The organism is Desulfuromonas sp. KJ2020 (assembly GCF_024197615.1).
Taxonomy (GTDB): domain Bacteria; phylum Desulfobacterota; class Desulfuromonadia; order Desulfuromonadales; family SZUA-540; genus SZUA-540.
Window position 1 is genome coordinate 1,375,548 of record NZ_JAKUKE010000001.1, and the last position, 23,997, is coordinate 1,399,544.

Genomic DNA, 23,997 nt, shown 5'->3' on the forward strand with positions numbered 1-23,997 from the left:
ACATCTTTTTAAGAGGATATGTGCATGGACGCCAAAGTAATGAACCAGATTCTGGAAATCGCTTTTGAGAAGAGGGTGTCGGACGTTCACTTCGAGGTGGATAACCCGCCTTTCTTCCGGGGCCGCGGCCAGCTGATCCGCTCCAAGCTGCCCAAGCTCAAGCCTGAAGATACGGAATTTATCGCCAAAACCATCCTTGAAGCCAATAAGCGCAAGCTCGATCCGAATCTGCGCGAGCAGGACGCCTCCTATTCCCTCCCCAATGGCGGGCGCTTTCGCGTCAGCATTTTCCGGCAGAAAGGGGTGATCGGCATCGTCATGCGCGTCATCCCCCCGCAAATCGGCTCTTTTCAGGAGCTCAACCTGCCGACGGTTCTCTCCGAAATCGTCAAGGCACCCAACGGCCTCATTCTGGTTACCGGCCCCACGGGCAACGGCAAGTCGACGACGCTGGCCTCGATGCTGCGCTTTCTCAACGAGAACTACAGCTACAACATCATCACCATCGAAGACCCCATCGAGTTTCTCTTCACCTCCAGCAAGAGCTGCATCATCCAGCGCGAGGTAGGGATCGACACCGAGGGGTTCGGGGCGGCGTTGAAAGCGGCGCTGCGCATGGATCCCGACGTCATCATGGTCGGCGAAATGCGCGACATGGAGACCATCGACGCCTGCATCAAGGCGGCCGAAACCGGGCACCTGGTCTTCTCCACCCTGCACACCCAGAGCGCCTCCTCCACCATCAACCGCCTCATCGGCAACTTTCCCCCCGAGGTGCAGGAAGTCATGCGCCAGCGCCTGGCCGATATCCTGGTGGCCACCGTTTCTCTGCGCCTGGTCAAGGACAAGAGCGGTGAGAACATCATCCCCGTCGTCGAGGTGATGCGCTCCACCACGACCATCCAGGCCTGCATCCGTGACGGCCGCCTCGACGAAATCGAAAAGCACATCGAAAACGGCGTCGCCCAATACGGCATGCAGACGCTCGACCAGCACCTCATCCAGCTCTGCCAGCAGAAGATCATCGCCGTCGACGAAGCCAAGCGCATCACCCGCTCCATGGACCTGGAGCGCAAGCTGATGTTCACCAGTTGAATCGCCCGGGGCCGCCATGCAGACCACCGTCCATCTAATCTATTTTTCGCCGACAAGCACCACCCGCAAAATCGTCGAGGAGATCGCCGCCGGCATGCCGGCTGACGAGGTCAGACACTACGACCTGACCCGTCTGGAAGAAGGGCTCGACCTGCAGCTCACCGACGGGCTGGCCATCATCGGCGTGCCGGTCTACGCCGGGCGGGTGCCGGAAGTCTGTCTGCAGAGGATGGAGGGATTGTCGGCCACGGGCGTGCCGGTGGTGCTGGTGGCGCTTTACGGCAACCGGGCTTTTGAGGATGCGCTGGTCGAGCTGCGGGATGGCGCCGTCGCCAAGGGATTCTCGGTGCTCGCCGCCGGCGCCTTCATCGGTGAGCATTCCTATTCCACCCCGACCCAGCCCATCGCGCCCGGCCGCCCCGATGCGGCGGATCGGCAAAAGGCCCGCGCATTCGGCGCCCAGATCGCCGAAAAACTGCAGAGGTGTTCCATGCCGGCTACTCTGCGAATTCCGGGCGACACCCCCTACAAGGAGAGGGTTCCCCTCGGCGGCATCGCCCCCGCCACCGACAAGGCCTTGTGCACGCTGTGCGGCGCCTGCGCCAAGGTCTGCCCGACCCTGGTCATCCGGGTGGAGGATAAGGTGACGACCGCGGCCGAGAACTGCGTCATGTGCTGCGCCTGTGTCAAGGTGTGTCCCGTTGTAGCGCGCTCGTTCCATCATCCCATGATCGAGGCCAGACGGCAGCTGTTGGTGACCAACTTCAGCGAGCGCCGCGAGCCCGAATTGTTTCTGTAGCTGCAAAAAGGGCCGGCATCGCTCTGGCGAATGACCGGCCCTCGGGTTTTAATGCCTCCTCTACAGATGGTAATGACCAGCCGCCTCCGGCTGGTAAAGAACCGCCTCGATGCGGGCCTTTCTGCGGCCCGCCTGCCCCGGCCATTCAATCACCGAACCCGTTGTATAGCCGAGCAGGGCGATCCCCAAAGGCGAGGTCACCGACAGACGCCCCTCGGAAAAATTGGCCCCCATCGGCAACACCAGAGTGACCTCCATTTCCTTGTCGCTGGCCATATCGCGCAGCCTGACCCGCGAGTTCAGGGTAACCACATCAGCGCCAATCTCCCTTGACGAGACGATGTCCCCTTTTTCCAGCTCTTCGGCCAGCGCTTCCAGGTGGCTTTTTTGGAGGGAGGCCGAGCGTTGCGCCCCCTCGAGAATGATTTCCAGGCGTTCCACGTCATAGTCCGTGAAGGTAAGCGTTTGCTGATTCATGAGGATAACTCCTTTCGTGATGGCTCAGAAGCCAGAGTCAACGGGATTTGAGGGCCCGCAGACGGAAAAATCTTTTGGGCAGCTTGCTTTTGGGCAAAGGGACGTGGGTCTCATTGAAAAAACGCACATCCTCGATGGTGTAGAAAGCATTCTCGTTAAAGGTTTTGATCAGTTGCAGCGCCTTGTGCAGATCGCGTCGCCGCACCACGGTAAAGATGATTTTGACCGGGCCCGACTCGCCCCGGGCGTTGACATTGGTCACGCCGAAGCCCGCGTTCCAGAGGGCGGCACTTAAGCGGGGATCCTCGTCGGGAGTGATGACCCGGATGATCAGGTTGCCAAAGGCCAGGCGCTCCTCGATGAGCAGACCGACGTAATTGCCGGCGCCAAAGCCGAGGGCAAAAGCCAGGTAGGTGGCCCAGTTGTCGATGTGCTGCATGACCTGGGAGATGGCCAGAATCCACACCAGCGCTTCCAGAAAACCGAGCGGCGCCGCCAGATGCTTGAGTCCCCGGTAGACCATGGAGATCCGCAGCGTGCCCAGGCTGACATCCAGAATGCGGGCCAGAAAGACCAGCAGGGGCACCAGCCACACCTGAAAAACATCTGATTGACTGCCAAGTTCCGTAAGCATCGAAAACTCCTTCGCTAAAAAGATGACCAATCGTCGGGTCGGTCACAGGGGTAAAGTGGTTATCGGGATCCCAAATGCAAAAAGGCCACAGACGGGAGAGTCTGTGGCCTGGCGAAGCGGGATTGGAAACGGGGCTGGATTCGGGTCAGAATCCGCCATAACGTCCCCAGGTGCCCGCCGCCGGCTGACGCACCAAGGGTGTATTAACAACAAGGGGGTTGAGTTTGGTCGAGAGATAAGGTGTCATAGTGAGGCCACCCTAGCAGAAAGCCATCAGAGAAGCAAGCTGCGGGTAGACAACAGCTGCGGGTTGAGATGGGGGCGCTCATGTATATTCTGATTTCGGCTGATTTTCAAATAAGATAGGATGATGGCGTTTTGAGCAGCAGGTCCTTGTCGGTAAAAGTTCAATGGAGAGGAAAACCCATGCAGATCACACCCCAGATACACGCGCTGAAAATCCCCTTTACGGTGCCTCTTTCCGCCGAGAAATCACTCGACCGTTTTGCTTTTGTCTATCTGCTCTTTGGCGACAGCATTCACCTCATTGACAGCGGCGTGGCCGGCGCCGCCGGGACGATTGGGGACTATATAAAACAGCAGGGCCGTGATCCGCAGGAGATTTCCTCCTTAATTCTCACCCATTCGCACCCGGACCACCTCGGTGCCGCCAAAAGCATTAAAGCGCAGACGGGTTGTACGGTTTTTGCCCACCAGGGCGAACAGGCGTGGATTGAAGATACCGAAAAACAATTCCAGGACAGACCCGTTCCCGGTTTTCATACTCTGGTCGAAGGGGCGGTCGAGGTCGACGTGTTGGTGGCAGACGGCGAGCTGCTGGAACTGGAAAAAGACCTCCGCTGCCAGATTATTCACACGCCCGGGCATTCCCGGGGTTCCATTTCATTGTTCTTTGAAGAGGAAAGCGCCCTCTTCACCGGGGATACGTTGATTCTCCCTGGCGATCTGCCCATTTACGAAGATATTTCGCAATGCCTTGCTTCGCTCAAAAGGCTGCAGAAAATCCAAAATCTCAACACCCTGTTTTCCTCCTGGGAGCCCCCCATGCAGGGGCGCCAACAGATTCGGCAGCGGATGGAAGAGAGCCTGTCCTATCTCCACCGCATTCATGCCGCCGTAATCAACAGCAGCCAGGGGGCAGAGGGGCAAAGCGGCATGGAGCTCTGCCAAAAAGCCGTTGCCGAACTCGGTCTGCCGCCTTTTGCGGCCATGCCTCTCGTGGCGAGAGCCTTTGAGTCGAGCCTGAAGATGCGGTAGGGGTTGAGACTAGGAGAAAGCGACTTTCAAGGGGTCGAACATGCGTGCCGGATTGCCTCACTGCCGGGTTTGAAAATTAATAGCTGTAGGTGTGTCAGAATTTAAAGATCACGTCTCGTTGATGCGGTTTTCAGTGTCCATGTTTTGGTGGAGGATACGGATGATCTCTACCCTGCCCGCCACCAACCTGTAAAAAACAACATGGCTGCCAACCGGCCATTTTTGGTAACCGTCCCGTATCTCGCCGCAATCTTCGCCCTTATGCGGGTTCTCGGCCAGAGTCCAGAAACAGGCGTCCAGGGTCTTGAGGTATTTCAGCCGTTGCTCACGCCCCCAGCGTGCCTGGGTGTAGCGAGCAATCTCTTTCAGGTCTGCCTCCGCTTTTCTTGTGAGCAGAAACCGTGGCATTACGCCTGACCTTCGCCGTCAAGGTCGCGATTGATTTTTTCGAGCGAATATTCAGCGAAACCACTTTCTTCACCTTCGATAAGCGCCCGGCGCAACGCGGCAAGTTTGATTTCCCGATCCTCCAGAAGACGCAGTCCTGCCCTGATGACTTCGCTGGCTGACCCAAACCGCCCTTCAGAGACTTTATGTGCAACGAACTCTTCGAAATGGCGCCCAAGGGTGACGCTGGTGTTTTTTGACATGTGAACCTCCGTCGGTTTTGTTGTTCTGATATTGAATTATAATATTTATTGGTACTGAATCAACCCTGTTTTTGTTTTTGAGTTTTGTCACGCACCGTTCTAGGTGCCACAGAACGTCTGATAAACCCGGTTGCTCGGCTCCGGCGGCTGCCGATAGGCCTGGTCGGCCTCGGTCGGTTCCGCATAGGGCGTCGCCAGCACCCCCAGCAGTTTTTCCAGTGGTTTGATATCCTCCTCCTCGGCGGCAGCGGCCAGCGCCTCTTCGACGCGGTGGTTGCGTGGAATCACGGCCGGATTGTGGGCATCCATGCTTGCCCTGACTTCTGCCAGCGGTTTGCCCTGCTGGTCCAGCCGGGTCTGCCAGCGCTGCTGCCAGCTTTGAAACTCCCCGTCCTGAAAGAGCGCGTTATCCGGTGAGGCCTCACGGGCGAGGTCACGAAAACTGTTGGTGTAGTCGGCACCCAGTCGCTGCATGATTTTCAGCAGCTCTTCGATCAGGCCCGCATCCCCTTCCTGCGCATCCGCCAGTCCCAGCTTGGCCCGCATCCCCTTCAGCCAGTAAGCCTGAAACCTGTCCTCAAAACCTTTCAGCGCCGTGTGGGCTAGGTCGATGGCCTTTTCCTGCCCGTCGGCGAAGAGCGGCAGCAGGGTTTCAGCGAACCGGGCGAGGTTCCACTGGGCGATGTGGGCCTGGTTGGCAAAGGCGTAGCGGCCGTGCTGATCAATGGAGCTGAAGACGGTGGCCGGGTTGTAGATGTCCATAAAAGCGCAGGGGCCGTAGTCGATGGTTTCACCCGAGATCGCCATGTTGTCCGTGTTCATCACCCCGTGAATAAAACCGACCAGCAGCCATTGGACAATCAGGGCGGCCTGTCGCTCCATGACGGCCTCGAAGAAGGCGAGGTAGGGGTTCTCCTGCTGTGCCGCCTCGGGATAATGACGGCGGATGCTGTAATCGGCCAGCATCCTCACCTGCTCGGGCGTACCCTGCCAGGCCGCATACTCGAAGGTGCCCACGCGCAAGTGACTGGCGGCCACCCGCGTGAGCACAGCGCCCGGCAGCAGCGTCTCGCGCCGCACCGGCTCGCCGCTGGCCACCACCGCCAGACTGCGGGTGGTGGGGATGCCGAGGGCGTACATGGCTTCGCTGATGACATACTCTCGCAGCATCGGCCCCAGCGCCGCCCGTCCATCTCCCTGCCGGGAAAAGGGCGTACGGCCCGAGCCTTTGAGCTGAATGTCCCGCCGCTTGCCGGTTGGGGTGATCTGTTCCCCCAGTAGGATGGCGCGGCCGTCACCCAGGGTGGTGAAGTGGCCGAACTGGTGCCCGGCATAGGCCTGGGCCAGGGGCTGTGCTCCAGTCGGCAGCACATTGCCGGCAAGAATAGATACTCCTTCGCCGCTTTGCAGCCGCTCCGGGTCAAGGCCAAGTTCTGCGGCCAGCGCACGATTGAAAATCATCAGCTTCGGCGCCCGGACCGGCACCGGGGCCAACCGCCGGTAAAAGAATTCGGGCAGCGCAGCGTAGCTGTTGTCGAATTTCCAGCCCATGGGGGGTGGGGTGGTGGTGTTGTCGAGAGGCATAGAAGAGCCTTTCTGAAAAAGGGGCGAAACACGCAGTTGTTTTTATTGTAACGCCCTGGTTGCTAGAAGGGGAGAGAGGAGACCGTTTTACAGATATAAAAATCCGGAAGTCAGGTACATGCCTTCAGGGCAAAAAAATCACCATTTTTGCGCAGCTTAGCTTTCCATCTGCCGAGTATTTCGGGTTCAGGTAATTATTTCAAGGTGTTGCAAGATGCAACTCAGGGATTTTCTGAGTTGACATGATGATTTAATTTCAATATAGCAATTAAAATTTTCATAAAATATGAGTAGCGTTTACCCAAAAGTGTCAAACTGGCTCGCTTGGTTTGGTAAGGCATCAGGCAGGCCTTTGGGGCCGTGTATTGACCGAAAATGGACGACTTGGAACATCCATGTTTTTACAATTTTATTTTATTTCTCAGGAGTGGTGAATGACAAGGTTTTGTATTTTGATGGTCGTGGCTTTTGTTTTGATTGGAGGATCAGCTTTTGCGGAACATTTCGGGCCGATTGCCTCCCCGCTACGCGCTGGGCAAAGCGAGCTCAGTTTGGGCTATTCCTATGGCTCCTCCGATTGGGAGACGGATGTATCCAGTGAAACACTCTCTTTAAAGCAGAATGCGTTCTACGCCCAGCTGGGCGTGGGGCTTGGGGGGCGCTGGGGGGCTTATATCCGGGGGGGGGTCGCTGACTTTTACGCCGACGAGGCCTTTCGCTTTAGCAGCGATGATGCTACAGACACCTTCCTCCCCTACGGCTCTTTTGGGCTTGGTGGACCCCTGTTCCACTGGGGTGAAGTCGCCGTAGGGCCCTTTCTACAAGGTAGTTACTATTCCACCTATGAAGACGTTTCTACGATAGGAACCGTTCGGGAGAAAGTTTCCCTGGAGAAAATGTGGGAGGCCAATCTCGGCCTGGCCTTTCAGGGCGAGGTGGAGGGCGCCTATCTGTACGGCGGGCCTTTCTACTATCTCGCGGAGGCCGAATATCGTAGCGTCGCAACCGATGGTTTAGTTACGGATGTTGCCGAGATCGATCTGGAAAAAGAGGGGACTGTTGGGGGCTTCATTGGTATTCGCTGGCCCCTTTCTCATGGATTCAGCGTAGACCTGGAGGCACAGTTGAAAAACTCTGCATCCATTGGCGCGGCGATTTATTTTGCTTTTTAGAAAAGAGACACATGCCCTGAAAATCACGTCCATAGAATGAAGCATTTACTGGAGGGAATTATGAAGAGAATTTTGGCTTTTTACATCGCCCTGTTTGTTGCCATGCTCCTGGTGCTTGGCGGTTGCGGCGGGAGCAACGACGGAACCGATAGTGGCACTATAGATACCGGAACCGATACCGTACCGGATTCAGGGTCTGGCACCATTATCGACGTCCCAACAATCAGCGCTCCCGTTGGTGAACTGGGGGACCTTACGGATACGGGCGATCTTCTCGGGAGCGCGGGCGACAACTGGTACTATACCAAAACCATTGCCATCAACGACGCCGGACAGATTGTGGGCCAATCCAATGCTGGAATCCCTGTGAAAGCAGCTTTTTTGTGGGACCCGGTCGGCGGAATGACCCTGATTCCCATGCATCTTGGTTATTTTGATGATTACTATGGTGGTGCAGGCCAAGCACGCTTTATCTACAGCGAGCCCGTAGACATCAACAACAGTGGCGTGGTTATTGGACACTCGACGACAGGGACAGGCTGGCCGGAAGAGAGTGAAAAACGCGGCTTTGTCTACTACAGCGCGACGGATACTTTTGTCGATCTCGCCCCGATAAGTTGGGACTCGGATGCCGATGCATGGACGCTTGATAAGTCTTACTCCGAAGTTGTAGATATCAATGACAAGGGCGAAGTCATTCTCACTGTTGATGATGCGGAAGGGACTCATGCCTATTATTGGGATGGTATCACCATGGTGACGCCTGGGGCGCCTGTCTCCGGCGATGTCCCGGGTCTTTTTAGGCTGGGCGGCATTATTGGCCAAAATAGTGAAGCCGTCGCCATCAATGAGATTGATCAGGTGGTGGTCAATTCAGGCGGGACGGCTGTCTTTATCGACCTGGCAGTTGGGGTCATTGAAAGCCTGAACCACCTTCCTGGGCAGACTTCCACTGTCGCAGTGGATATCAACAATACCGTCACCGTACCTCTTGACCGGGGGCATGTCGTCGGAAATTCGGGTAACAAGGCTTTCTTCTGGGATGGCGGCGCCATGAAAGTGGTCGGAGATCTCGGCGGGGGCTTCAGCGAAGCGATTGACCTTAACGACAGGGATCAGCTGGTAGGCAATTCAAAAACATCTTCGGGTGCTACCCATGCTTTCCTCTGGGCTCTCAACGCCGAGAAAGAGGGCGTCATGAGGGATCTCGGAACCCTCGGGGGCAGTAACAGCTATGCAACTGGCATCAATGATGCCGGACAGATTGTCGGCTACAGCGAAACAGGGGAAGTGCATCCGGAGACCGGCGAGCAAATAATCCATGCCTTCCTGTGGGATGACGGCGTTATGTATGACTTGGGAACCCATAGTGATTTCTACGATTATGCGTTCCTTTTTCCTTACCCCTTTAGTGAAGCCGTCGCCATCAATACCCACGGCCAGGTGGCTGGCAATTCCAACACCATAAACGCCCATTATCGCGGGTTCTATCTGAACCCCACCTTTCCTTAAGGTTTTTCTCCTAACAACGGCGGGGTCGAAAGATCCCGCCGTTGCCTGATGCCGTAAAAACTCAAAAGAGACTCACTGTCAGGTTGTTTTATTAATATTCGCTTTGCGGCTTCGAGTCCTAGGTTGAGTCGGGCGCACTTTGGGGGCTCCCCATCAATCCTGATCCTATCTACATCGGTGGCCAGTACCTGACGTTGACTTGAGACAGTGGAAAGAGCGCTTGGGCAACGAGGCGAACCTGTTATGGCAATCCTTGCCAAGGGGTGTTGGTGCTTTGCTATCAAGGGGTAGCATGAGAGAGCTTTTATGGAAACGGTGCGAAACGCTCAGATACTTTATTGCAATGACAAAGTTGCTCGAAAATGTGAAATCTGCTTGGGGATGAAAAAGGTTTGAAAACCGAAAAAATCTTTTGGTGTAAAAAATCCCCTATTTGTTAGTGTCCTAGCGTGTTCTTGACTTGGAGTTTTGGATGAGTAAGTTATTTCAGTATGTTGCAGGCTGCAACTCAGGGATTTCCTGAGTTGATTTATTGAAGTGGCTTGTTGTATAGAAGCAAAACTTTTCACCAAAACATCTGTAGCGTTTTCCGATAAGAGCAAAGTCAGGGTGATCTGGCGACGCAAAGCTTCAGGCCCTCATATTGAGGGTGGCTGAGCTACCGAAGAAAGCGTCAGGGAATGTTTATCATTCTCTTTGGCCCTTCTTCGTTTTGAGAAGGGTCTTTTTTTTGCGCGACAGGCATTGCGTACAACGCATTTTATATAACTTCATGGGCCACACCATATGGCCATGCCTGCTTGGCTTATTGTCAATTTGGTGTTTGGCTGTCCTGAATGACGAGCATTTGGGGTAAAGGACTTTTGAAAATATTAGGTCAAACTCGGGATCGGCCCGAAATAGTCCAAAACCACACTAACGAAAGCAAAAGGAGAGCAAAACGCATGGGAATGAGAAGTATGGCGGCAATGGTAGTGCTGATAGCGATGGTAGCCTTGACAGGTTGTTCTTCCACGATGAATGCCGTCAAACACAGGGAGTTGTCGGTCGATGCAAAAATGTCAGAGTCCATCTTTCTGGATGCTGAGACATTGACCGAAACGCCTAAAATCTTTGTTCGGGTAGCCAATACCAGTGACTTTCAGGATGTCGATTTTTCCCAACTGATCCGTGAGAAGCTCGGTAGCATGGGGTACGATGTGACCATGAAGGCAAAAGAGGCTCAATATCACGTTACGGCTAACCTGCTTTACATGGGCGAGGAAAAAGAAGGGCTTAACGGTGAATCGATCCTCAAGTCGGGATTTGGTGGGGTCATCGCCGGGGCCGCAGTAGCAGGGGCCTCCGGGTCCAGCTATCGCGGGGCTGGGGCCGCAGGTCTAATCACCGGTGCCGTTCTTGCCGGTGGAGACGCCTTGGCCGGTTCCATTTGGCACGTCGATACCTATCTGGGTGTTGTCGACCTCCAGATTAAAGAAGAGGTAGAGGGTGGAGTGACAGGCATTCAGGAGGCGACTGTCTCGGATGGTTCCACCACGGTCAAGAACACCACCCGCGAAGTTTCGGAGAAGCGGCAGGAGTATCGCACCCGCATTGTTGTAAGCGCCAAGCAAACTCGAATGGACCGCGCCGAGGCGGTTGCTGTGGTAAGCCAGAGGCTTGCCGATCAGGTCAGCGGTATGTTCCGCATGTAAGCAGGATGTAAAAAGGCAAATCCATAAATCTGGTTGACCTGGGATTTGTGGGTTTGCCTGCCATACCTATTGTTGTGAGATGGCTTGTTCAGTTGAACATTCGATGGTCAACGACTTTATTTGGAGTTCGATTTGACTCGTTAACTAAAAGCCAGGCTTTTCTAGGGGCACATCGGACTCTGTAAGATAATAATAAAAGGAGGAACCAAATGAAGGATTTGTTGTATTTTGACAACATGCTGACGCCGAAGTTAATTACTTTTGTCTATTGGGTTATGTTGTTCGGCTCATTTGTTGGTGGTCTTGGAACGATGTTTGGTGGGTTTGAGGGTTTCACAATCGGTAAGTTTTTTTTGGGCATGCTCTATGCGCTTGGCGGTGCCCTCGCATCAAGGATTTGGTGTGAATTATTGATTGTCCTGTTTAAGATGAATGAAGCACTTCAAGCTTTGCGACAAAAGTAAACAGATTCTCTCGAATTCTCTTTTCAAGATATAGAACACCTAGCTCTTCATTATGGCAGGTGTATCTATTGTAATGAGAGTGAATCTATACCCTTTCAAGTGGCGCAAAGAGAAAGTATATCTGCCCCTAGTTTACCTCTTTGTTATGAAAAGTTGTTTCCTACTCCAAGGTAGGGTTTGACCTGCAATCCGGGTGATTACTCATCGCCTTCATTTTTATTGCTTTCCATGAAATGAGATGAATTATGAAAAAACTTTTACTCGTGTCGATGCTGTTTGTCTTAGTCCTTTCTGGTTGCACTGTCGTCCAAGTCGATGATGTTGGCAAACTCGGTATTCAAACTGCTGCCCGGCCTGTGCCCGTCTTCGTCACAGCTAATAACTTCATCAAGAGTGACGATGGGGAACTGTTGAACGCCGAGACGCTACGCCTGATTAAGGCTACCCTCCCCGGGGGCTATGTGCTGACTGAGGATCGAAGACACGCTAGGGTCATGGTGGGCGTGATAACTACCTACTTTGGAAAGGACCGCCTGCAGGCGACCAAGTTGCTCCCAGGTGGGGAGAAGGACATCGCCGAAACCGTTGCTGCGGTCTCGGGTGCCGGCGGAGCGGCCATCCTGCTTGGGGCTGGCAAAGGTCTACTATGGCTTAACCCAGGGACCGGGTTAGCCTTTGCCGCCGGAAACCAGATTTTAGACTATGCCAGTAAATCGACCCGCACTGCTACTTCTGAGAACTACTACAGTTCTGCCCGGATCAGTATCCGGGTCGAAGACAACTTTTATCACACAATCACTTTCTCGGAAACTTCCATCTCAGAAGGAAAACAGCCAGCAATAGCCATCAGTACTCATGCAACTGCTACCACTGTGACCCAGTTGCTAGCTTTAGCTTTGCAACCCCCCATGTTCACTTCGAATGTTCGACAGTAGGGCATTGAAGGTTTTTGGGGTCGGATCAGCTCTCCCGCTTGATATTTCAAAGATTAATGCTCGAAAATCGTTGTTTTTGGATGCTATGGCGCGATTTTCGGGGTTAAAATTGGCTCAATAGATTTCTTCCGCATCTCAAAGTTCTAAGGCCTCACCGATATCAACCCGCCCCATCGACTCCTCAATGGGGCGCTTTTTCGCCCCAGATTTCCTGCAGTCGTTGATCGCGCCCGCAATTCCAGCGGTAAAATTTGTATCGAACGGGGCTCTTCTTGTAATAGTCCTGATGGAAGCTTTCATTCCCCTTGATCGGATAGAAGATCGAAGCACCCAGGATGGGCGTGACGATTTCTTTGCCGGGGAACATCTTGGCGATCTCCTTTTTTGACTCCTCAGCGATTTTCCGTTCTTTTGCATCGGCGACAAAAATGGCGCTCAGATAGCTGGGGCCCCGGTCGCAGAACTGCCCGCCAGCGTCGAAGGGGTCAATGTTGACCCAGTAATAATCGAGCAGTTTCGGGTAGCTGATCCGCTTCGGGTCATAGGTGATCTCCACCGCTTCGTAGTGCCCGGTGTGGTCGCCCTCGTAGGTGGGATTATCGACAGTACCACCGGTGAATCCCGAGACAACGTCGGAGACGCCCTCGAGTTTTTCGAAATCGGCTTCCATGCACCAGAAACATCCGCCGGCCAAAACCGTTTTGGCTGCCCAGGACTCAGTGGAAAACAGGAACGGGATGATAAGTAGAAGCAGGATTCTTAGGCTTTTCATATGACCTCCCGTGAAAGGTGAAGGGTTGTATTTTCTCTTTCTCCTTTTATTCCATCCGTTTTTTAAAAAGCCAGGTGGCGGCGCTCAAAGTACCGCAGGCGATGAGGGCCATTGGCCAGGTCTGGGTCCAGATGATCTCTCCTGAAACGTTCTTGAGAAAGACGCCGCGAACGATGGTCATGAAGTAACGCAGCGGGTTGCCGTAGGAGATGGTTTGCAGCCAGTCCGGCATATTCTCGATGGGACTGGCGAAACCGGAGAGAATAACCGCCGGTACCAGAAACATGAACGCCCCGAGTACCGCCTGCTGTTGGGTCATGGAGAGGGAGGAGACAAACAGGCCGATGCCGATGATGGCGAGGAGAAAAACGGCCATGCTGGCAAACAGCAGCGACAGAGAGCCGTTGAAGGGGACCTGCAGTATGAAAACGCCGACCACGACGATGAGCGCACCTTCGATCATGGCGATCAGCAAGGCCGGCAGCGCCTTGCCGATCAGGATCTCCAACGGATGCAGGGGCGAAACCAGCAACTGCTCGAAAGTCCCCATCTCCCGTTCCCGCGCTATGGAGAGCCCGGTGACCAGCAGACCGATGACCGTCGTCAGGATACAGACCAGGCTCGGCACGGTGTACCAACGAAAATCGAGGTTGGGGTTGAACCAGTTGCGGGTGGCCAGGCTGACCCCGCCGGGCTGGCGGGCGGCGGTAAGCTGCGATCGGTAGGTGGTGAGGATACGCAGCGCGTAGCCCTGCACGATCTGCGCGGAGTTGGTCTTGCGGCCGTCCAGAATGAAACTGGCCTGGGCTGCTCGTCCCGCTTCCAGATTGCGGGAGAAATCTTCCGGTATCCACAACACGGCGATGGCCTGTTCCCGATCGATGATATCGGGGATGTCTTCGGCCCGCTGCAGGTAAATCAGGTCTCTGAAGGTGGCGGCAGCGGCAAAATCCTGCACCAGGGTCAAGGCCGGCCGGCCCCGATCGAGATTGAGCACCGCCAGGGTCTGGTTCTTGACCTCCTGGGTGGCGGCAAAGGAAAAGATGAACAACTGAATCACCGGTGGCACAATCAGGATGACGCGACTCTTCCGGTCGCGCAGGTTGGCCAGCAGTTCTTTGATGATCAGGGCGCGGAGGCGTCTGAACATGGCTCACCTCAAACGCTTGACGGTTTTTCGTGCCGTGAGAAAAAACAGGATGGCGGACAGAATTAACAAAATTCCCACATTGGGCAGAAGCAGCGACCAGACATCACCCACCAGAAACAGCGTCTGCAGGTTGGTGACCAGATAACGCGCCGGAATGATGCGGGTCAGCAGGCGCACCGGCGCCGGCATGGAAGCGATCTCGAAGATGAACCCCGAGAGAAGAAAAGCCGGCAGAAAGCCTGTGATCAAAGCGACCATGGCGGCGATGAACTGATTCCTGGCGGCGGAGGAGATCAGCAGCCCCTGCCCCAGCGCTGCCAGCAAGAAGGCCCCGGCGCTCAGAAGAAGGGCCGGCACCGAACCACGGAACGGCAAATCGAACAGGACGACCGAAATCCCGACGCTCCCCAGCATGGCCACCAGTCCAAGAAGGAAATAAGGAATGAGTTTTCCGGCGATCAACTCGGTGATCGCCACCGGCGTGGCCATTAAGGCTTCCATGGTGCCGCGCTCCCATTCTCGCGCCACGACCAGGGCGGTCAATAAGGTGCCGATGATGGCCATGATGATCGCCAGGGCTCCTGGAATCAGGGAGTTGCGACTTTCTACCTCCGGGTTGAACCAGATGCGGGTCACCAGCTGCGGCCCGCTTTCGTTGACGACGCCCTTTTCCAGCAGCCGCTTCGCCCACCAGGAGGCCACGACACCCTGGCTGTAGTTCTGCACATAATTGGCGGTATTGGTTTCACTGCCGTCGGCGATGACCTGTACGTTGGCCGGCTCCCGGCCGGCCTCGACCCGGCGCGAAAAATCCGCCGGGATAACCACCAACCCTCGCAGTTGACCAGCCATCAACTGGTGTTCCAGCGCTTGTTCGTTGCGGCTGACATGCGCGGTGAAATAGGGGCTGGAGAGAAAGGCGGCAGTCAGGCCGTCGCCTTCTTGGCCGGTATCCTGCAGCGCCACTCCCAGTTGGATATCCTTGGCGTCGAGGGAGACGCCGTAACCGTACAGGAACAACAGGATCACCGGCAGGACGAAGGCGATCATCAAACTGCTCGGATCACGCCAAACCTGGACGAATTCCTTGCCCATCAGCGCCATCAGGCGGCGCAGGTGATCTCTCATGCCACCTCTCCGTTCCTGGCATCCCACTGCTGCAGGAGAGCGATAAAAGCATCCTCCAGGGTCGGATCGGGTCTTTCTGATGTGCTGACCTCTTTTTTCAATTCATCGGGCGGGCCGCTGGCGATCATCTGGCCCCGATAAATGAGGCCGATGCGGTCGCAATACTCCGCCTCGTCCATAAAGTGTGTCGTCACCAGGATGGTTACGCCCCGTTCCACCAGACCGTTGATATGGGTCCAGAACTCTCGCCGGGTCAGAGGGTCGACCCCCGAGGTCGGTTCGTCGAGAAACAGCACTGCCGGTTCGTGCATAACCGCACAGGCCAGCGCCAGCCGCTGTTTGAAGCCGAGGGGGAGATCTTTGGCCGAGTCCTGCAGATGCGGCTGCAGGCCAAAGATATCGATCATGCGGGTAACCGCCTCTTTCTGACTGGTGCCGGCCAGACCGTAAACCCCGGAGAAAAATTCCAGGTTCTGCCGGGTGGATAAATCACCATAGAGAGAAAACTTCTGTGCCATGTAGCCCAGGCGGGAGCGGGCTTTGCCCGGCGCCTTCTGCAGATCGAGGCCGACCACCTTGCCGCTGCCGGCGGACGGCCGCAACAGACCGCACATCATTTTGAAGGTGGTCGATTTGCCGGCGCCGTTGGGACCGAGCAGGCCGAAAATCTCGCCGGGACGGATGGAAAAGGAGATATCCTGTACAGCGGTAAAATTGCCGAAACGTTTCGTCAGGCCAGCCGCCGCGACGGTCACTTCGCGCCCTTCCCCCAAGGGCGCCATCGCTTCGGCCAGCACCGAAACCCCACCGGGTCCGCCGCCAAGGGCATCCACGTAAGCATCCTCGAATCGCGGCGGAACCTCCACCAGGCGGGCTTCATTCCCGGCTTTCAACCCCGGCAGCTCAGGCCGATCACGACCTTCCCGCAGGACGATGCGCACGTTCTGGCCCTGCACGATGCCGTCCTGGATCCCCTCCTGTTGCAGGGCGCGCGACAAAACCTGCCGGCGGTTGGCGGTTATCCCCTGAATCTGAAAGCAGCGACTCGCCACCCGCGAGGTCATCTGATCGGGTTGCCCGGCAAACATCAGCCGGCCACTATCGAGAAGCAGCACTTCTTCGCACAACTCGGCCTCGTCAAGGTACGCGGTAGACCAGATGACGGCGGTCTCCTCATCCACCAGTTCCTGCACCATGCGCCAGAGTTCGCGCCGGCTGATCGGATCGACCCCGACGCTCGGTTCATCGAGCAGAAGCAGGCGGGGCTTGCGTATCAGCGCGCAGGCCAGGCCAAGTTTCTGTTTCATTCCCCCGGACAGACGCCCTGCCAGGCGAGCCTGAAACGGCTCCAGTCCCGTGAAGGTCAGCAGACGCTTAAAGACCTGCTGGCGATTTTCGCCAGTCACATTCTGCAAGTCGGCATAGAGGCGCAGGTTCTGCAGCACCGAAAGGTCCTCGTAGAGACCGAACTTCTGCGGCATGTAGCCGATGATCCGGTGCAGTTTCTCGGCATCGTGGCGGGTATCGAACCCGAACACCTCAAGTTGCCCCGACAGCGGCAGCAGCAGGGCCGCCATCAGGCGCATCAACGTCGTCTTGCCGGCGCCGTCGGGACCGACCAGACCAGTCACGATGCCGGGACGGATGGTTGCCGACAGGTCGGATAGGGACGGGGGAAGATTTTTACCGTATGAGAAGGTTACCCCTTCGATGACCAGCGCGGTATCGGACATGGCGTCACTCGGAGCGGCTTGGCTGCTCGTCTTCCAGCAACTTCACCGTTACCGGCATTCCCTGGCGCAGCCCGTGATCAGGATTGTCGGCAATAATGCGCACCTGGTAAACCAGTCGGGTGCGTAATTTTTCCGTTTGCACCGTCTTTGGCGTGAACTCCGCCTCGGGGGAGATATATCCCACCTGGCCGGAATAGGGGTGATCGGGACGGGAATCGGTTAAAATCTGGGCCTTCATGCCGGGATAAACCCGGCCTAAATCGGGCTCCTCCACATAGGCCCGTATCCATACCGGGGTGTCGAGGGAGAGGGTCAGCACGGTCTGGCCGGCGCCGACAATGGCGCCCGGCTCTTCCACGCGGGTCAGGATAATGCCCGTGTCTGGTGCTGGGCAGGACGTATCTCCCAGGCGAGTGCGGGCGCTCGCCACCCGCGCCTTGGCCGCTTGCAGATCGGCCCGTCCTGCGTCGATATCTTCTTGGCGGAACCCCTCACGGGCCAGTTTCAAACCCTCTTGGGCCGTGGCCAAACGCGCCTTGGCCTCCGTCAGGCTGGCATCGACATTGTCGAACTGCTGTTTGGCCACCGCCCCGCTGTCCAGCAGGTTGTTAAGCCGCCGATATTCGATGTCCAGATTGTTAACCGTGGCCTGGCGTTCACGCACCAAAGCTGCGGCCTGGGCAATCTCTTGCGGTCGGTTGCCGGCCTCCAACTTGGCCAGATAGGCGGTGGCCTGTTGCTGCTGCGCGAGCGCCAGGTTCAGTTCATCCTGATACGGCGTATCCTCCAGTTTGGCGACAACCTGTCCCGGCTGCACCCGATCGCCTTCTTCAAAGTTAACCGAGACGATTTTTCCACCGACCCGAAAACCGAGATCAACCTTGCGAATATCGACGTTGCCGAACAGGGTCAACGAATTTATTTCTTCAGGCTCCTTAGGTGACAGCCAGAAGTAGCCAGCCCCTGTAACAAGGACGAGTAGGATGATCAAAACTGGGAGTTTATTTTGCATATCTGCTCCTCATGTCCGCTTTTTTCCAGCCAGCGAATAAAATCCCCGGGCCGGCCAGGGCCTAATTCAGGCTAATGTGGCATATTCCCAGGGGTTCCTCGGGGGATTGCCCTCAGGGTTCCAGTATATATCTGTTTGAAAGTATTGCAGGGCGACTGCTTTTATGCAGGAATAGAAAAGAAGGCAAATCTATTTTGATGGGCCCGGTCGAAAGGTTTAAGTCTCCCGCCCTGCACCGCAACCTGTTGAAATTCAACGGAAGCGGTATCCGTTGCACGTTTGGCTGCTTCGGTTCGCCGTGGCAAGCCGGAGACTTACTCTGCTGGCGCGAAATCCAGCGCCGCTGAGTTGATGCAGTAGCGTTTGCCCGTCGGTGCGGGACCGTCGCCGAAGACGTGTCCCAGATGCCCCCGGCAGCGGGCGCAGTGTACCTCTGTACGCACCATGAAAAGGAATTTTCGGTCCTCTTCGGTACCGATATTTTCCACGGCCACAGGCTCATAAAAGCTCGGCCAGCCGGTCCCTGAATCGTACTTGGCTTTCGAGCTGAAAAGATCCAGCCCGCAGCCGGCGCAGCGATAGGTGCCCTTGCCTTTGTAATTGTGGTATTTGCCTGTGAAGGCCGGCTCGGTGCCGCTTTCGCGCAGGACACGAAACTGTTCCGGGGTGAGTTCCCGCCGCCATTCCTCGGCTGTTTTTTTGACCTTCTCTACCATGACATACTCCTCTTTCTCCACGGAATAGACGCGGATCTTTTCTGCTGCCGGGGCTCCCATGGCGATGAAAGGCGCCAAGGCAAACATCAGTGCTGCCATAATCCATATCCTCTTGTTCATTTCACCGTTCCTTTTTACGCCGCCGTTAGACCTCTTCAACGCAACCGCGTCATCAATAGAAAGCCTCAACGGACGACCATCTGATAGAATTTGGTAAAGATGGCGGCAATCCAGACTTGACACCGTGATAAATAGCGGTTTTCCTGGATAACCAGCGAAGGCTGCTTCCAGTATAAGTCAAAACTGGCCGAAAGGAAGTTGAGTGAAAAAAACGAAAGATGAAAAATCCCGCCAGCGACTGGAGCGCCTGGCCTGGTATCTGGACAGCTCCATCAAGGTTCCGGGCTTCAAGGCGCGTTTTGGGCTGGATGCCTTGCTTGGCCTTATCCCCGGGGTAGGCGACACTGTGGGGGCGCTGGTTTCCGGGGTGGTTATCACGGAGGCGGCCCGACTGGGTGTGCCGAAATCCCTACTGGTGAAAATGGCCTTCAATGTAGCTCTGGACGCGGTGGTCGGGGCGGTGCCGGTGCTGGGCGACCTGTTCGACTTTGTCTGGAAGGCCAATCAGCGCAATGTGCAGCTGTTGAATGCCTATCTGGACAAGCCGCGCGAAACCGTGGTCGCCAGTCGGCTGTTTGCCTGGGGCCTGGGCGCCGGGCTGGTGGGCTTTGTGTTTCTGGTCGGCGCCCTGGGGTTTTTGCTGGTGCGCGCTTTGCTGACCGTGGTCGCTGGTAGCTGAGGGTTGCCGCGCGGATCGCTGATCAATAATCGCCTTCTTGCTGCAGCAGGGCAAGAAAGGCCTGCAGCAGTTTGGTCGACTGCTCGCTGCGGCGCCGCAGGATGACCAAGGTTCTGTGCAGATCGAGGGGGCTGGCGATCTCGACCAGCCAGCCATGCTCCAGTTCACGCTGAACCGCCATCTTCGATAGACAGCCCACCCCCAGACCGGCCTCGGCCGCTTTCTTTATCGCCTCGGTGTGACCTAATTCGAGGGCCACGCGGCAATCTACCCCTTTTTTAGCCAGCGCCGCTTCAAAGATTTCCCGCGTCCCCGAACCTCGTTCACGCATGATCCAGGCTGCCCCGGCCAGCATGTCGAGGGTGGCTTTCCGCCTGCTGGCCCATGCATGGGTCGGCCCGACCACCAGCACCAGCTCATCGTGCCGCCAGGGTTCCGCCTGCAGGCTTCGTAAGTGGGGGAGGCCTTCACTGAGGCCGATATCCAGCTCGCCGCGCTCCAGAGCCTCTTCAATCTGCTGGGCGTTGCCTACCTTGAGCAGGGCCGTGGCTGCCGGGTAGAGGTGGGAAAAATGACCGACCAGGGCGGGGAGCAGGTAGTTGCCGATGGTGGTGCTCGCCCCCACCTGCAGAATGCCCTTGGGCTGGGCGGCGGATTCGTCGAGAAACTGCTCGATCTTGCGGATGTTCTGCAGCACCTCCCGGGCCTGCGGCAGGATGAGGCGACCGCGATCGTTCAGCAGCAGCCGACGTCCCTGCCGCTCAAAGAGGGGCGCTCCGGCCAGGCGTTCGAACTCGGCGATGGCCATGCTGACCGCCGACTGGGTCAGCAGCAGCTGGCGGCTCGCCTGAGTGACATGACCGCAGGCGGCCACCTTGTCAAAAATCTCCAGCTGTCGCAAGGTAATGGGCATGGGATAATCCATCAAATAGGTTGATGAATAAGATCAAAATTTTCAATTTTTATTTATACCAGAAAAGGTCTAGGCTGAAAAACACTTTCAGTCGGGGAGGGAGGTATGGACCAGGACAGCAGGCGTCGAGCACTCTTTATCGCCGCTCTAGCGATTTGCGCCACCCCCTGGGTGGGGGCGGCCACGGCGCTGGTGCTGGGCATCGCTTTCAGCCTGGGTCTGGGCAACCCCTGGCCGGTGGGCTCTGCCCGCGCCAGTAAAATCATCCTGCAGCTTTCGGTGGTCGGTCTGGGCTTTGGTCTCCATCTTGAGGAGGTGCTGCAGACCGGCCGGAGTTCCTTCACCTATACTCTCGTCGGGATCGCCGGGACGCTGGCGCTGGGTTTTGTGTTGGGGCGGCTGTTCAGGACGGACCAGAACACCTCTGCTCTGATTTCCTTCGGCACGGCTATTTGCGGCGGTAGTGCCATCGCCGCCCTGGCGCCGGTTTTAAAGGCGAAAACCGAAGAAACCGCCGTGGCCCTGGCCACCGTCTTTACCCTGAACGCCGTCGCGCTGCTGCTCTTCCCGGCGATCGCCCATCTGCTGCAACTTGACCAGGGCACCTTCGGAATCTGGGCCGGCCTGGCTATCCACGATACGAGCAGCGTTGTTGGCGCGGCTTCCGTCTATGGCGATGAGGCGCTGGCCATCGGCACCACGGTGAAACTGACGAGGGCGCTGTGGATAACGCCGGTGGTCCTCGGCCTGGCCTGTATGAAGAAGTCGGAGCAGAAAGCCCGGGTGCCCCTGTTCATTGTCGGCTTCCTGCTGGCGGCGGGCCTCAGCAGCATTTTTCCGCAATATGCCGAAAGTTGGGGAGCCCTGGCCGCCCTGGCCCGGCAATGCCTGGTGGTCACCCTTTTTCTGATCGGGGCGGGACTGAGCCGGGAGGTGCTGAGAAAAGTCGGCATACGGCCTTTGCTACAGGGGATAACGCTCTGGATTCTGGTCAGTGGCTTGACTCTGGCGGCGCTGCTGGGTCTGCCGTAGACAGTCTCTGAAATACCGGTTGAGAATGCTGAAAAAGGGGTGCTTTGTGTTTGACAGGGTCGCTCACGACAAGGTAGTTATATAAGGATTTTTTCAGCTTATCCCTGTCCCCATTCTGAGAATTCATGGACGGTATTCAATTCATACAAGACCTGGCTGTCGTTCTGCTCGGAGCCGGCATTGCCGGTGTGCTCTGCAAGCGCATCGGTCTTTCGGTCATTGTCGGCTACCTTTTGGCCGGCATTGTTATTGGCCCCTATACACCACCTTTTGCCTATGTTCACAATGTGGGACGAATCGACACGCTCGCCCAGGTCGGTCTGGTTTTTCTCATGTTTGCCATCGGACTGGGCCTGAGCCTCACCAAACTGCAGAAAATGGGTATTGCGACCCTCTTTGCCACGGCATTGGGTGCTTTTCTCGTCTTTAATGCGACCCAGTTGCTCGGTACCGCTCTCGATTGGAGTTCACTGCAGAGCCTGTTTATTGCAGGCATGTTCATGGTGTCGAGTTCGGCGGTCATTGCCAAGGTGATCAAGGATATGAACCTGGGTCACGCTCGCGCCGGTCAACTGGCTTTGGGTGTTACGGTCCTTGAAGACGTAGTGGCGGTGGTGATGCTGGCTATTCTGGGGGCCCAGATTGCGAGCTCGGGGGCGCCGCAGGCTGGGATGGGCAGTCTGCTCACCAGCCTGACGACCTTTGTTGTGCTGGTCGTTATCCTCGGTCTCCTGCTGCTGCCGCGTCTGCTACGCCGCCTGGAAACCAGAGCCGATCCCGAGTTGCAGACCATTGTCGTCGCCGGACTGCTTTTTTTGATGGCTTTGCTCTCCGTCAAAGCCGGCTACTCCCTGGCGCTTGGCGCCTTTCTTTTGGGCGCCACCGTTGCCGATATGCCCCAGAAAAACGGGGTCGAAAAAGCATTTACCGGGATGCGGGACATGTTCAGCAGCGTTTTTTTCGTCGCCATCGGCATGATGATCGACGTGAGCCTGCTGTTCAAGGTCTGGCCGTGGGTGTTGGGGCTTGGCATCTTCACCTTGCTGGTGCGGGCGATCGGAACGGGTTTGGCCCTCATGATTGTCGGCACTCCACCCCACGAGGCGCGGCGCGCTGGACTGCTGCTCATGCCTCTTGGCGAATTTACCTTTGTTATCGCCCAGCTGGGTGTCGGCGCCCATATCCTGGGGCCGGAAATGTATCCCATTGCCGTGGGCGTTTCCATCTTTACCGTGTTGCTCGCACCGATCATCAACCGCCATGCCGAGCCGGTGCTGGCGGTTATTGACCGAGCCGAGCCCCGATGGCTTACACGTTTTCTAGAAACTTACCACCATTGGCTGGTTCAACTTGGCAACAGTCAGGGGGGACGTCTGTGGTGGAACCTGAGCAGGAAGCGTTTGGCCCATATTTCCCTTGAAATTTTGTTCATCACGGGGGTGCTGATATTCTCGGACCGGGTGCTGGCCGTTTTGCAGGAAAGCACTGTGGTCGAGACGATTGCCCCGGGCGTATTGACGCTAGTCTTTTGGTTGCTTGTCGGGATTCTGGTTCTCGTGCCGCTAGTGGCGATCTGGCTTAATCTGGCGGCACTGGCCCGGATCTTCGCCGAAGCAGTCGGGCCAAAGCCGCGCTTTCTTGCGCCGATGGTGGAAAACGGCTTCAAGATATTCAGTGTGATCGCCATTGCCCACTGGCTTTTTTATATCCTGCCCACCGAGTCGCTGCCCAAATGGGCCTGGCTGGTTATAGGCAGCATTCTGGCCATCGGGCTGATTATTTTTTCGCGCCGCTTGCTCTTTTGGCACGTTCAGTGGAAAACCTCCCTTGACGAGGCCTTCAGCGAAAACCTGCCAGACGATCATGGGCAGCAGCGGCAATGGCTGCAAAGCAGCAGCGGCTGGGACATCCAGTTGCAGGATGTGGTGCTGCCGGAACGGGCTGTCTGCTCTGGCCAAAGTATTGCCGTGCTTAATGTGCGAACGCGTTTCGGCTGCTCGATTGTCGAGATAAGCCGTGGCGGGCACACCATCATTTCTCCCGAGTCCACCCAAACCATTTTTAGCGGTGATCGCCTGTTGTTAATGGGGACAGCCGCGCAGCTTGCCGCCGCTCGCGAAGGGTTGGAACAGACCACATCGGCCGAGCTCCAGCCCGATTTTGAGGATGCCCGGCTCGAAACGGTGGTCGTGCCGGCCGGATCCCGGGTCGGTATGACCTTGGCCGAGCTTGAGATTCTTAGGAAAACGGGGGTGCTGGTTGCCGGTATCCGGCGTGATAATGAAGAAATCATCAACCCGACTGGCGGGGATCGGCTGCAGGAGGGAGACGAGCTCCTGATACTGGGGGCGCCGCAGCAGATTCGTCATTTCAACGGGTGGTTGAGATTTTTCTGTGCCGATCAGGACTCTGAATAGATTCAGACCTGCTGTTGTACCACCTGATTTC

At 56.5% G+C, this 23,997-nt stretch carries 23 protein-coding genes and 1 riboswitch; of the genes, 11 read left to right on the forward strand and 12 right to left on the reverse strand.

The window, feature by feature from the left end:
* Nucleotides 1-24: 24 nt before the first annotated feature.
* Nucleotides 25-1,095, forward strand: coding sequence for a type IV pilus twitching motility protein PilT (locus tag MJO47_RS06295; protein WP_253960265.1), 1,071 nt, complete (start codon nt 25-27; stop codon nt 1,093-1,095).
* Nucleotides 1,096-1,111: 16 nt separating this feature from the next.
* Nucleotides 1,112-1,894, forward strand: a complete 783-nt coding sequence (locus MJO47_RS06300; RefSeq protein WP_253960266.1) for a 4Fe-4S binding protein — start codon at nt 1,112-1,114, stop codon at nt 1,892-1,894.
* 60 nt (nt 1,895-1,954) lie between these two features.
* On the opposite strand, the gene MJO47_RS06305 is transcribed toward MJO47_RS06300, so the two are convergent.
* Both MJO47_RS06305 and MJO47_RS06310 read right to left on the reverse strand, forming a co-directional pair.
* Nucleotides 1,955-2,371, reverse strand: a complete 417-nt coding sequence (locus MJO47_RS06305) for a GreA/GreB family elongation factor (RefSeq protein ID WP_253960267.1) — start codon at nt 2,369-2,371, stop codon at nt 1,955-1,957.
* 37 nt (nt 2,372-2,408) lie between these two features.
* Nucleotides 2,409-3,005 carry a DUF2179 domain-containing protein gene (locus tag MJO47_RS06310; protein WP_253960268.1) on the reverse strand — a complete coding sequence of 199 codons (597 nt, stop codon included), beginning with the start codon at nt 3,003-3,005 and terminating at the stop codon, nt 2,409-2,411.
* Nucleotides 3,006-3,431: 426 nt separating this feature from the next.
* On the opposite strand from MJO47_RS06310, the gene MJO47_RS06315 reads away from it, so the two are divergent.
* On the forward strand, nt 3,432-4,283 hold the full coding sequence (locus MJO47_RS06315; protein ID WP_253960269.1) for an MBL fold metallo-hydrolase: 852 nt from the start codon (nt 3,432-3,434) through the stop codon (nt 4,281-4,283).
* A 108-nt stretch (nt 4,284-4,391) separates the two neighbouring features.
* Here MJO47_RS06315 and MJO47_RS06320 read toward each other — a convergent pair whose 3' ends face one another.
* From MJO47_RS06320 to MJO47_RS06330, 3 genes are all read right to left on the reverse strand, one after another.
* Entirely contained in the window at nt 4,392-4,691 is a 300-nt protein-coding gene (locus MJO47_RS06320; RefSeq protein ID WP_253960270.1) for a type II toxin-antitoxin system RelE/ParE family toxin, read from the reverse strand.
* On the reverse strand, nt 4,691-4,933 hold the full coding sequence (locus MJO47_RS06325) for a type II toxin-antitoxin system ParD family antitoxin (protein WP_253960271.1): 243 nt from the start codon (nt 4,931-4,933) through the stop codon (nt 4,691-4,693). The genes MJO47_RS06320 and MJO47_RS06325 overlap by 1 nt, the downstream gene beginning before the upstream one ends.
* Before the next feature lie 99 nt (nt 4,934-5,032).
* Complete coding sequence (locus MJO47_RS06330; protein ID WP_253960272.1) at nt 5,033-6,517, reverse strand: YdiU family protein; 1,485 nt, start codon at nt 6,515-6,517, stop codon at nt 5,033-5,035.
* A gap of 434 nt (nt 6,518-6,951) precedes the next feature.
* Between MJO47_RS06330 and MJO47_RS06335 the strand changes: the two genes are divergently transcribed.
* From MJO47_RS06335 to MJO47_RS06355, 5 genes are all read left to right on the forward strand, one after another.
* Entirely contained in the window at nt 6,952-7,689 is a 738-nt protein-coding gene (locus tag MJO47_RS06335) for a hypothetical protein (protein ID WP_253960273.1), read from the forward strand.
* 60 nt (nt 7,690-7,749) lie between these two features.
* Nucleotides 7,750-9,201 carry a DUF3466 family protein gene (locus MJO47_RS06340; protein ID WP_253960274.1) on the forward strand — a complete coding sequence of 484 codons (1,452 nt, stop codon included), beginning with the start codon at nt 7,750-7,752 and terminating at the stop codon, nt 9,199-9,201.
* Between the two features lie 587 nt (nt 9,202-9,788).
* Nucleotides 9,789-9,867, forward strand: a riboswitch (cyclic di-GMP riboswitch).
* A gap of 278 nt (nt 9,868-10,145) precedes the next feature.
* Nucleotides 10,146-10,895 carry a complement resistance protein TraT gene (gene traT / locus MJO47_RS06345; RefSeq protein ID WP_253960275.1) on the forward strand — a complete coding sequence of 250 codons (750 nt, stop codon included), beginning with the start codon at nt 10,146-10,148 and terminating at the stop codon, nt 10,893-10,895.
* 209 nt (nt 10,896-11,104) lie between these two features.
* The gene (locus tag MJO47_RS06350) at nt 11,105-11,359 is read left to right on the forward strand and encodes a DUF4282 domain-containing protein (RefSeq protein WP_253960276.1); all 255 of its coding nucleotides are present in this window, start codon (nt 11,105-11,107) and stop codon (nt 11,357-11,359) included.
* A 245-nt stretch (nt 11,360-11,604) separates the two neighbouring features.
* The gene (locus MJO47_RS06355; RefSeq protein WP_253960277.1) at nt 11,605-12,294 is read left to right on the forward strand and encodes a hypothetical protein; all 690 of its coding nucleotides are present in this window, start codon (nt 11,605-11,607) and stop codon (nt 12,292-12,294) included.
* A 181-nt stretch (nt 12,295-12,475) separates the two neighbouring features.
* On the opposite strand, the gene msrA is transcribed toward MJO47_RS06355, so the two are convergent.
* From msrA to msrB, 6 genes are all read right to left on the reverse strand, one after another.
* Entirely contained in the window at nt 12,476-13,066 is a 591-nt protein-coding gene (msrA, locus tag MJO47_RS06360) for a peptide-methionine (S)-S-oxide reductase MsrA (RefSeq protein ID WP_253960278.1), read from the reverse strand.
* 46 nt (nt 13,067-13,112) lie between these two features.
* A complete protein-coding gene (locus MJO47_RS06365; RefSeq protein WP_253960279.1) occupies nt 13,113-14,216 on the reverse strand; it encodes an ABC transporter permease in 1,104 nt (367 codons plus the stop codon).
* 3 nt (nt 14,217-14,219) lie between these two features.
* Nucleotides 14,220-15,344, reverse strand: coding sequence for an ABC transporter permease (locus MJO47_RS06370; protein ID WP_253960280.1), 1,125 nt, complete (start codon nt 15,342-15,344; stop codon nt 14,220-14,222).
* Complete coding sequence (locus MJO47_RS06375; protein ID WP_253960281.1) at nt 15,341-17,077, reverse strand: ATP-binding cassette domain-containing protein; 1,737 nt, start codon at nt 17,075-17,077, stop codon at nt 15,341-15,343. The genes MJO47_RS06370 and MJO47_RS06375 overlap by 4 nt, the downstream gene beginning before the upstream one ends.
* Nucleotides 17,078-17,081: 4 nt before the next feature.
* Complete coding sequence (gene hlyD, locus MJO47_RS06380; protein ID WP_253960282.1) at nt 17,082-18,089, reverse strand: secretion protein HlyD; 1,008 nt, start codon at nt 18,087-18,089, stop codon at nt 17,082-17,084.
* A gap of 314 nt (nt 18,090-18,403) precedes the next feature.
* Nucleotides 18,404-18,904 (reverse strand): peptide-methionine (R)-S-oxide reductase MsrB, encoded by a 501-nt coding sequence (gene msrB, locus MJO47_RS06385; protein ID WP_253960283.1) that lies wholly within the window; start codon nt 18,902-18,904, stop codon nt 18,404-18,406.
* Nucleotides 18,905-19,127: 223 nt separating this feature from the next.
* On the opposite strand from msrB, the gene MJO47_RS06390 reads away from it, so the two are divergent.
* A complete protein-coding gene (locus MJO47_RS06390; RefSeq protein ID WP_253960284.1) occupies nt 19,128-19,604 on the forward strand; it encodes a DUF4112 domain-containing protein in 477 nt (158 codons plus the stop codon).
* 22 nt (nt 19,605-19,626) lie between these two features.
* On the opposite strand, the gene MJO47_RS06395 is transcribed toward MJO47_RS06390, so the two are convergent.
* Nucleotides 19,627-20,517 carry a LysR substrate-binding domain-containing protein gene (locus MJO47_RS06395; RefSeq protein WP_253960285.1) on the reverse strand — a complete coding sequence of 297 codons (891 nt, stop codon included), beginning with the start codon at nt 20,515-20,517 and terminating at the stop codon, nt 19,627-19,629.
* 105 nt (nt 20,518-20,622) lie between these two features.
* Between MJO47_RS06395 and MJO47_RS06400 the strand changes: the two genes are divergently transcribed.
* A complete protein-coding gene (locus MJO47_RS06400) occupies nt 20,623-21,549 on the forward strand; it encodes a YeiH family protein (RefSeq protein WP_253960286.1) in 927 nt (308 codons plus the stop codon).
* A 125-nt stretch (nt 21,550-21,674) separates the two neighbouring features.
* Nucleotides 21,675-23,966, forward strand: a complete 2,292-nt coding sequence (locus tag MJO47_RS06405) for a cation:proton antiporter (RefSeq protein WP_253960287.1) — start codon at nt 21,675-21,677, stop codon at nt 23,964-23,966.
* Nucleotides 23,967-23,997: the final 31 nt, after the last annotated feature.